Genomic DNA, 8,916 nt, shown 5'->3' with positions numbered 1-8,916 from the left:
GCTGCAGTCGTTCGTGGTGGGGGTCAGGTCTGATCTTGGGGCGGTGACGGCGGGGTTGACGTTGCCGTTCAGTTCGGGGGCGGTGGAGGGGCAGGTGAACCGGATCAAGATGCTGAAGCGGCAGATGTTCGGCCGGGCCGGGGTGGACCTCCTGCGCAAGCGGATCCTCCTTGCCCGCTGACCTGCTTGCCGCCAACCCCGCGACGGTGACCGTCCGTCAGCCCTGCACCAAAAGTGATCCAGAACCAGTTTTCACCCGACGCCGACAGGCCTGCGCGATCGCGCCGGGCGCGACCAACCTGTCCGACGCCGAGACTCTGCTGGCCCACCAGACCGCCGTGGCAGGGTACGGCCGCAACGGCGCGAAGTTGGAGCTTCGGCGCGTCCGTCAACTGGCCTGCGGATGAAGCTGCAGGAGCGGTGGTCCCTGCTCGTGGTCTACCAGCTCCTGCGCATGGCCGTGGTCGATGCCGTGTCCGCGCGGCCGGGCCGCGATCTGGACCGTGCCGGATTCACCTCCTGCCTGGAAACCGCGTGCAACCAGGTCGTCAACGCCGCCTGCGTCCTGCCGCAGGGAGAGCGGACGACGTCGCCACTGCGATCAGACAGACCATCGCCGCTCACCTGCTTCCCACTCGTCGCCCCCCATACCCGCAGCCGCACGCTCAAGGCCGCCCACAGTCGGTACCAGCGCCGCCGGCCGTAGGACGGCCTGCCCGTGACCAGCACGAAGACACCGACCGCCCCGGCCACCTGGAGGTCATCGCCCATACCACCGGCCCCGACCACTCCCTGATACCCGTCCGGCCGGGCGACATCGTCCAGCGCGCACTGACGGAACGGCCCCGCCGCGACCAGGCCGCCACACGCCGCGCACCGCCCAGGCCGACCGGTCCGAAATTCCTGCCCCAGCCGCGCTCCCGGCCGCACCGGCTGTTTCGGAGCCTGCTCGACCATGCGGTGGTCGGCGGCAGTGCTGAAGCCGAGGCGTCCGGTACCCCGTCCGCACCCCGCCGATGGACCGGTAGCACTCCGTCAGACGTTCGACCGGGGCTGGCTCCGCGGCGACCCCGGGGGAGCGGCAGGCCCCACCGTAGCGCGTTGCGACGGTGAGACGGCGGGCCGAGCATGCTACTCCCGGCAGTCGGTCGGTATTCCTGTGCGACTCGACGGGAGGTGTGATGTGAAGGGGTGTCAACTCACGCGTTCAACCGGCTCGGGGGACGAGACCTGGTACTGGAGTGGCTTCGGCGCCGAGGCCTTCCACCGCTGGTCCGCCCGGCCTCCAACCGGCATCCTGCTGCGCGGTACGGCGGACATGATGTGGCGGCGCGACAGCACTCTGGTTGAACCCGCCCCATGGAAAACGTTTCTGACGTGCGATCGGAAGCGCTGCGGTGCTGCCGTCCCATCGAGATACGCGGCGATACCAGCGTGATACCGCGAGTTACCAGGATGAGCCGTGTTGGCGGTGGTCGGCAGCCCTGACGCGCCGACCGTCGCCGCGCCAACCTTTCCGGCCGGGGGCTGGCCAGACCCGGCCGAACGGAAATGGAGTGGAATATCAGATGCACCAGCGGAGCAAGCGGACGGCCGCCCGGGTTGGAGCCCTGGCCCTGGTGGCCGGCAGTGCCGCGATAGCCGTACCGACGACCGCCCAGGCGGCCTCGTACAACGGGGTATGCGGTTCGGGCTACCAGACCATCGACCACCGAGACCTCAACGCCGGCGGCACGGTGTGGCTGACCTACAACAGGTCCACCGGCTACAACTGCGTGGTGACGATCCGCGACAGTCCGGGACCTGCTCTGCAGATGCTCGCCGGACTCAAGCTGGCCGGCGCCCCCACCTGGGCCGATCTCGACGAGAAGTACTACACCACCTACGCCGGACCGGTCTACCTCTACGCGCCGCACTCCTGTATCGACTGGGAGGGCGGGATCGTGGACAACATCAGCGGCGGCTTCGACTCGCACTGCAGCTGATCGCCGAATCATTCTGCATGCAACGCCCGATATCTGACGATCAGTCATAGTGTTCCGGTTGTCGCCGCCCGTGCGGACGGAGCTTCGGGTCGGTACCAGGAGCCAGGGGATCGGCAACTCCCGGACCAGACCGTTCGGTTCTTCCGTGCCGTTCCGCCCGCCGGCACCTGGGGCAACGCCGGCGGGCGTACCCGGCGGACCCCTCCATCACGCCTATTGAGGAAATGTCATGAAGACCAGTCAGTTCCCCAGCTCACGCCGGCGGAAGGCCGCGGTGCGGGCCGCCGTGGTGTGCACCGCGGCCCTTACGGCGGTCGGCCTGTCCGGTGCGGACGCGATGGCCCTGGACCCCGGTACCACCGCCGCCACCTTCACCCTTGCGCAGCCCGACTCGTACGCCGGTGACATCGCGTCCTCCTCCGGCGTCAGGCTGGCGCTGCGGAACGACGGGAACCTCGTGCTCTACACCGTCAGCGACACCGTGGGCGAGGCGCTGTGGGCCAGCGGTACCGGCGGCAGGGGCGTGACCCACGTGGACTGGTCGCGCTCCGGCTACGCCAAGCTGCTGGACGGCTCCAACAACGTCGTGTGCACCCTCGGCAAGCTCAACCCCGCCCCGGGCGGCACGGTGCGGCTCCAGGAGGACGGCAACATGGTCTTCTACGACACCAGTGGGAACGCCACCTGGTCCACCGGCACCTACGGCTACCAGCACGGCAACCTCAACTACTGCTACACCTGAGCGCACCGGCTCCGGCCCCGCGCAGGGCTGTGAAGCGGCCCACGCGGGCGGTGCGGCGTTCACGCCGCCGGTCCGACCACCGCCTCTGTGGCGCAACGTTCCGCCACCATCCAGCCGTTCTGCCGTCCGCCCACCTGCCGCGCGTCGGGGAGGAGCGGCGGGGCGGCACCTCGAAGGGACACTCGTGATCTTCAGTAAGTCCGGTACCTCCACGGCGCGCGGGCGCCTGTGGCGTGCCGCCCTGGTGTGCACCGCGGCCGCAGGTGCGCTCGGACTGACCGGCACCACCGCGATGGCCGACACCTCCGTTGCGACCTTCACCCTCGCCCAGCCCGACTGGCAGACCGGTCAGTCGGCGGGGTCGAACAACGAACTGACGGGCCTGTACTTCCAGGCCGACGGCAACCTGGTTCTCTACGGATTCGACGGCGAGGTCGACTACCCGATCTGGGCCTCGGGTACCAATGGAAAGGGCGTGACCCGGCTGGACTGGTCGAAGTCCGGATACGTCAAACTGCTGGACTCCTCCGGCCGCATCGTCTGCACCCTGGGAGCCCTGAGCCCCGCGCCGGGCGGCCACGCCGACGTCCAGAACGACGGCAACTTCGTGTTCTACGACACCGACGGACACGCCACCTGGTCCACCGGCACCTACAACCACCGCCGGGGCAACCTGAACTACTGCTACACCTGATCGGAACCACCGGCCACAGATGCCGCGCGGCACGCGACGCGGACGCCGCATCACGCCGAGGTCGGTCGGCCGCCGCCTGCCGAGAGAACCTGGCCAGGTCTGGGTGCCGGCGGGGGCGGCAGTCCCATCGGCATCGACCTGCTGCAGTCGTACTTCCGCCTTCGGCTGGTGTGCTGCCTCCAGGCAGGCAAACCCCCGGCGACAGTTCCTCCGAACTGTCCGCGCCGGATCAAACACGTGGATGCGCCCGAGAACGTGTTCTGTTCGGGTGGTCATTCCCGGTTGCGACGGGATCCGCGCGGCGCCGCCATTCTCAGCCCTCGCATGATACTTCAAGGAAGAGGAACACCAATGATTGCAAGCCGATTCACCGGCTCGCCGCTTCGCAAGACGCTGACCCGGGCCGCCATGGTCTGTACGGCTGCCGCCGCCGTGGTCGGCCTGACCGGGACCAACGCGATGGCCGGCGGCGAGTGGGACGCACCGGCCGCGGACTTCACCCTCAACCAGTCCGACTGGTACCCGGGCGCTTCCGTCAACTCGTCGAGCGTGACGCTGGTCTTCCAGGGCGACGGGAATCTGGTGCTGTACTCCAACAACGACGGCAGGGCGCTGTGGGCCAGCGGCAGCTACGGCCAGGGCGTGAACCATGTGGACTGGTCGGCGTCCGGTTACATCAAGTTGCAGCACGACAACGACACCATATGCACCATCGGCAAGCTGAACTCCGCCCCAGGCGGCCGCGCGGTCGTCCAGAGCGACGGCAATTTCGTCTTCTACCGGGCCGACGGCTCTGCCGCCTGGTCGAGTGGCACCAACGGGCTCTCCCAGCGCACCGTGGACTACTGCGCATCCTGAAAAGGGTGGTACCTGAGCTGCTCCGGTAGGCAGCGCAGGACGTAGTAGTTCCGGCCACGGGCGGGATGAGGCGTTAGAGAGCGGAGGCGACCTGCAGCCGGATACGGCCGCAGGTCGCCTCCCGTCAGCTGCATGCACCGGGCAGAGGCACACCAAGCCCCAGCCGGCACTCGGCCCTCGGGAACTCACCAACCGGGCGACTGCCACTGGCTTTCCTCGACAGAAAGGACTTACCTGTGAAACGGATTATCGGAGTCGTCGCCTCAGCAGCCCTGCTCTGCGGGTTCGGCATATCGGCCGCGCCCACCGCGAGCGCGGCATCGTACGGTTGCTCCGGTAGTGTCATCGACACCTACCCGGTCTACGCCGACGACACCGGCGTGCACGTTTCGGACGTGATCCTTTACTACAGCCCAGCCAACAATGGAACCAACTGCGTCGTCAATGTCGCCACCTCTGAGGGCGGGTACGGGACGCGGCACTGGATGGCGGTTGGCATATCCGTCTGCGGATACTCGCCGGGAACCTGCCCCAATGAGAACCACCACGAAGGCGAGGAAGGGGCCTTCCAGTACTACGCGGGCCCCAAGAGCATCTACAGCACGAACGGCGAGTGCCTCAAGATCAGGGGAGTGAACGTCTCTCCCAACAACGGCACCGGCATCCGCGAGGAGGCCGGAGTCCACTGCGGCTGACATCGGGTCGGTCCATCCGGATCGCACCTGACGCTCCATCCACACAGGACGGTTCGCTACGGGGCCACCTCGGTCCAGCGGCGGGTGCTGCACGGCGTCCGGGTCTGGCCGCGGATCGTAGGCGGCGAGCCCGGCCGTCCGCACCCGCTCGACGATCCGCAGCCACTTCTGGTGGTCCGCCTCGGAGGTGAGCACCGAAGGGCCGACGTTCGGGTCCTCCAGCGCCAAGCCCCGGACACGGTGGAATTGGCGCCAGCGCCCTCTCCGCCGCCCGGTCGATCTCGGCCGGCGTCATCCCGTACGCGTCCCGGCACACCAGCGCGCGGTGGAAGCGGTCCGTGTCTTGACCTTTTCCGGCCTTGGTGTTCGGTCATGGTGAGGTCGCGTTTGATGGTCCTTCCGACGTCGTGGCGGGGTGTGGGTGTGCGGTTCTTGGAGCCGGGTGGCCGTCCGGGGCCGGGTTTGCCGGGCTTCGGCGCTCTGGCGGGTAGTGCGCGGATCGGGCGGATGTTCCTGAACTCGCGGCGGACCCGTGCCGGTGTGAGCCGGCCCGGGGCCGCGGGCTTCTCCCAGGGCCGGCGGAGGCGGGGGCCAGGTAGTGGGCTTGTTCAGGGCGAACTCGGGCCCGTGTTCGGGCGGACGCCCGTTGGTGCCGGGAAGTCGGGGTGGTTTCGGCCGTCGCAGGACCCGGTAGGAGGCCCACCTGGGCAGGATTCGATCAGACGGCAGCCGAGCCGGCGCAGTCGGTCGGCGGTGGCTGCGGCCTGCTGGTCGTCGAGGGCGAAGACGAAGGGGCCCGGGATCAGGAGTGTGTCGATCCAGCCGTTGGCGATGCTGCGTTCGAGCAGGTCCAGCTGGGGCAGGCCGTCGCGCTGCCGGCGTCCGTTGTCGAGGTATATGCCGGGCTCCGGCAGGCTGTGCCGCAGGGCGAGCTGTTCCATGGCTCGGCGGTGGCATTCCATGTTGGTGGGGTCGCTGGGGTAGCAGCGCAGGTAGAGCGCGGTCTGCGCACGTGCTGCTTTCGGTTGTGAGTACATGGGGTCTCACCTGCCAATGGGCCTGGGGGAGTGGGTGGGGGACTGCTGCGCCGGTTGTCCGGGGGTAGGGGTCCGTGGGGGTGGTTCGTGGGTGGTGGTTCGTTCTCACGGTGCTCTGCGGACGCGGGCGGCCACATCGGGAGATCTACGGAGGCGGCTACGGATTTTGCGACCTTGTGCGCGACGACCCGCACGACGGGGACTGGTCGTACCCGCGCGTTCACCATCCGTCATGGGCTTCCGGTGACGGATCGGGGCAGAGGCGGGCCCTCGGCCCGTCGGCGTTTGACCGTCTGCCGGCAGCGATCTAGCCTCCGAATATGGGCGCCAGGCAAGGTGACGGGATTGCGGTCACGGCCGGCCTTCCCGACCAGCTGACCAGCTTCGTCGGTCGCGAGCGGGAGACCGCCGAGGTCAAAAGGGTGCTCTCCGCCTCACGCACGGTGACCCTGGTCGGCCCCGGAGGTGTCGGGAAGACCCGGCTCGCGGTGCATGTGGCGGGCGGGGTGCGCCGGGCATTCGCGGGCGGGGCGGTGTTCATCGATCTCGCGTCGCTGCGGGACGGTGACCTGCTCGCGTACACGGTTGCCGGGGCGCTGGGAATCGAGAGCCGCAGGCCGAGCGACCGGGTGGGAGTCCTTGAGGACTTTCTGCGCGACCAGCAGATCCTGCTGGTGTTCGACAACTGCGAGCAGCTCGCGGATGCGTGCGCGGAGCTCATCAACACCTTGCTCAAAGCCGCCTGCGGAGTGCGGGTTCTTGCGACGAGCCGTCAGTTCCTCGGCGTTTCGGGCGAATACCGGTGGCAGGTCCCGCCGCTTCCGGTGCCGGACCCGGACCGGCCGGGACAGGCCGCCGGTGTACCGGATTCCCCGGGGCTCGCCCTGTTCGCCGAGCGCGCCGCGTCGGTCACGGACTTCGCCCTGACCGACGAGAACTGGCGCGCGGTGGCGCGGCTGTGCCGCAGGCTGGACGGGCTGCCGCTGGCGATCGAGCTGGCCGCGGCGAGCACGCGGGTCCTGTCCGTCGGGGACATTGTCGAGCGGCTCGACAAAAGGCTCCGCATCCCGCCGTCCACCGACCGTGCGGCGCCCTTCCGGCACCGCACACTCGCGGCGGTGGTGGATACGAGCTACCACCTCTGCTCGCCGCGGGAACGCCTCCTGTGGGCCCGCGCGTCGGTTTTCGCGCAGAGTTTCGACCTGTACGCCGCCGAACAGGTCTGCGGTGACGAAACCCTCCCCGCCGATGGCGTCCTGGACCTGGTCACCGGGCTGGTCGACCAATCCGTCCTGGTCGCCGAACGCAATTCCGACGGCGTCCGCTACCGGCTCCTCGACACCCTGGCCCACTACGGCCGCGACCGGCTGCGTGAGGCCGGTGAGGAAGACACACTGCGCCGGCGCCACCGAGATCTCTACCTCAGCCTGTCGAGGCGCCTGGAGGCCGACTGGTTCGGGCCTCGCCAGGTCGAGCGGTCAGGGCAGATGCGGGCCGAGCACGCCAACATCCGAGCCGCCCTGGACTACTGCTTCACCACTCCAGGAGAGAGCGCGACCGGCATGGCCATGCTCAACGCGCTCCTCTACCACTGGCTCGGGGGAGGCCACCTCACCGAGGGGCGCCACTGGTTCTCCCGAGCTCTCCAGCTCTATTCGGAGTCGACACTCGAACGCAGCATCGCGCAGCTCCACGCCAGCGTGCTCGCCTCCAGACAGGGGGACAGCGCCGCGGCACTTCGCGCACTGGAGGAGTGCCGCCGCATCGCCGAAGACCAAGGGATCGAATTTCTGGTAGCGCACGCCACCGGCGCCGCCGGCTACGCCGCCCTCGCCGAGAACGATCCTCAGTCAGCCCTCGCCGGCCTGCAGGAAGCCATGCAGCAGCTGCGCCGGATGGAGGTTCCGCCGGAGAGCTACATGTACATGCTGGTCCTCACCGCCCTGGCGCGACTGCCGCTGGGCGAGTTCGACCGGGCCGCCGAGGCGGCCGAGGAGGTGCGCCGGATCAGCAGCCGGGTCGGTGAGCGATGGTTTCTCGCCGAGGCCCTGACCGTTCTCGCCTCCGTCGAGTTCGGCCGAGGTGAGATGGTGACGGCCGCCGAACACGCGGTGAACGCCACGAGGATCGGATGGAGTTTCGGGGACGCCCCCACCGTCGGTCTCGCCGTGCGGGTCCTGGCCTGGGTGGCGCTGGCCGCCGGTGATCACCGGCGGGGCGCGGTGCTCACCGGCGTGTGTCGGGGCGTCCAGCACAGGACCGGCCTGGCGGACCATGTCCCGTCCGTTTTCGACGACACCATTGAGCGGCTGAGAGCCGCCGCCACCGCGTCGCTCGGCACCTCGGGCTTCCAGGCGGCCTTCGACACGGGCGCCGGCTTCGACCTCGGCCAGGCGGTGGCCTTCGCCCTGGGCACCGACACCGGTGATGAAAGCGCCGAGGAGCCGACGACGGCCGGTGAGCGTCCGCTGACGAAGCGGGAACAGCAGGTCGCCGAGCTGGTAGCGGCTGGGATGTCGAACAAGCAGATCGCGCAAAGCCTGGTGATCGGCCAGCGCACCGCCGAAAGCCACGTCGACCACATCCTCGCGAAACTCGGCTTCTCCTCCCGGGCCCAGATCGCCGCCTGGGCCACCCGCAGCGCGGGCAACGGGCAGCGGTAACCCCGACCGGGATGCACCCAACGGACCCAGCACCCCGGGCCGTCACCCTCGCCGGCCCCGTTGCGGGCAGCCGTCCGCACGGGGCCGCGGGTGCTGCGGGCCGCCGCACCCGGCGGGCCGCAGCACCCGCAGCCCTTCCCCGGCGCTGCCGGGGAGGTCTCATTCGGCGGGGAAGTCGAAGGTGTATCCCTGGGCCTTGAGCCAGGGCAGCAGCTGGCGCAGCGCTTCGACGGTCTCGGTGC

General features: G+C 69.2%; 9 protein-coding genes and 2 pseudogenes. 9 read left to right on the top strand and 2 right to left on the bottom strand.

The window, feature by feature from the left end; all coding sequences use genetic code 11:
- The 8 genes and pseudogenes from ACIOFR_RS41480 to ACIOFR_RS41445 all read left to right on the top strand — a co-directional run.
- A pseudogene (locus ACIOFR_RS41480) lies at positions 1 to 181 on the top strand (ISL3 family transposase); the annotation flags it as partial.
- Positions 171 to 407 (top strand): hypothetical protein, encoded by a 237-nt coding sequence (locus ACIOFR_RS41475; RefSeq protein ID WP_401005913.1) that lies wholly within the window; start codon positions 171 to 173, stop codon positions 405 to 407. The pseudogene ACIOFR_RS41480 and the gene ACIOFR_RS41475, both read left to right, overlap by 11 nt.
- Positions 404 to 706 (top strand): hypothetical protein, encoded by a 303-nt coding sequence (locus ACIOFR_RS41470; protein WP_401005911.1) that lies wholly within the window; start codon positions 404 to 406, stop codon positions 704 to 706. The genes ACIOFR_RS41475 and ACIOFR_RS41470 overlap by 4 nt, the downstream gene beginning before the upstream one ends.
- 862 nt (positions 707 to 1,568) lie before the next feature.
- Positions 1,569 to 1,985 carry a spore-associated protein A gene (locus tag ACIOFR_RS41465; RefSeq protein WP_401005909.1) on the top strand — a complete coding sequence of 139 codons (417 nt, stop codon included), beginning with the start codon at positions 1,569 to 1,571 and terminating at the stop codon, positions 1,983 to 1,985.
- Between the two features lie 229 nt (positions 1,986 to 2,214).
- A complete protein-coding gene (locus ACIOFR_RS41460) occupies positions 2,215 to 2,727 on the top strand; it encodes a hypothetical protein (protein WP_401005907.1) in 513 nt (170 codons plus the stop codon).
- A gap of 184 nt (positions 2,728 to 2,911) precedes the next feature.
- Positions 2,912 to 3,421, top strand: coding sequence for a hypothetical protein (locus ACIOFR_RS41455; RefSeq protein ID WP_401005905.1), 510 nt, complete (start codon positions 2,912 to 2,914; stop codon positions 3,419 to 3,421).
- 351 nt (positions 3,422 to 3,772) lie between these two features.
- The gene (locus tag ACIOFR_RS41450; protein ID WP_401005903.1) at positions 3,773 to 4,279 is read left to right on the top strand and encodes a hypothetical protein; all 507 of its coding nucleotides are present in this window, start codon (positions 3,773 to 3,775) and stop codon (positions 4,277 to 4,279) included.
- Positions 4,280 to 4,515: 236 nt separating this feature from the next.
- Positions 4,516 to 4,974, top strand: coding sequence for a hypothetical protein (locus tag ACIOFR_RS41445; RefSeq protein ID WP_401005902.1), 459 nt, complete (start codon positions 4,516 to 4,518; stop codon positions 4,972 to 4,974).
- 371 nt (positions 4,975 to 5,345) lie between these two features.
- Here the strand turns inward: ACIOFR_RS41445 and ACIOFR_RS41440 are convergent.
- Positions 5,346 to 5,558 (bottom strand): annotated as a pseudogene (locus ACIOFR_RS41440) (transposase); the annotation flags it as partial.
- Between the two features lie 24 nt (positions 5,559 to 5,582).
- Positions 5,583 to 6,011 (bottom strand): hypothetical protein, encoded by a 429-nt coding sequence (locus ACIOFR_RS41435; protein WP_401005900.1) that lies wholly within the window; start codon positions 6,009 to 6,011, stop codon positions 5,583 to 5,585.
- Between the two features lie 320 nt (positions 6,012 to 6,331).
- Between ACIOFR_RS41435 and ACIOFR_RS41430 the strand changes: the two genes are divergently transcribed.
- Complete coding sequence (locus ACIOFR_RS41430) at positions 6,332 to 8,674, top strand: ATP-binding protein (protein ID WP_401005898.1); 2,343 nt, start codon at positions 6,332 to 6,334, stop codon at positions 8,672 to 8,674.
- Positions 8,675 to 8,916: the final 242 nt, after the last annotated feature.

It is taken from the genome of Kitasatospora sp. NPDC088346 (genome assembly GCF_044740765.1).
Lineage (GTDB): Bacteria > Actinomycetota > Actinomycetes > Streptomycetales > Streptomycetaceae > Kitasatospora.
Note: the sequence above shows the minus strand (reverse complement) of the source record. Positions and strands in the feature narration are given on the sequence as shown.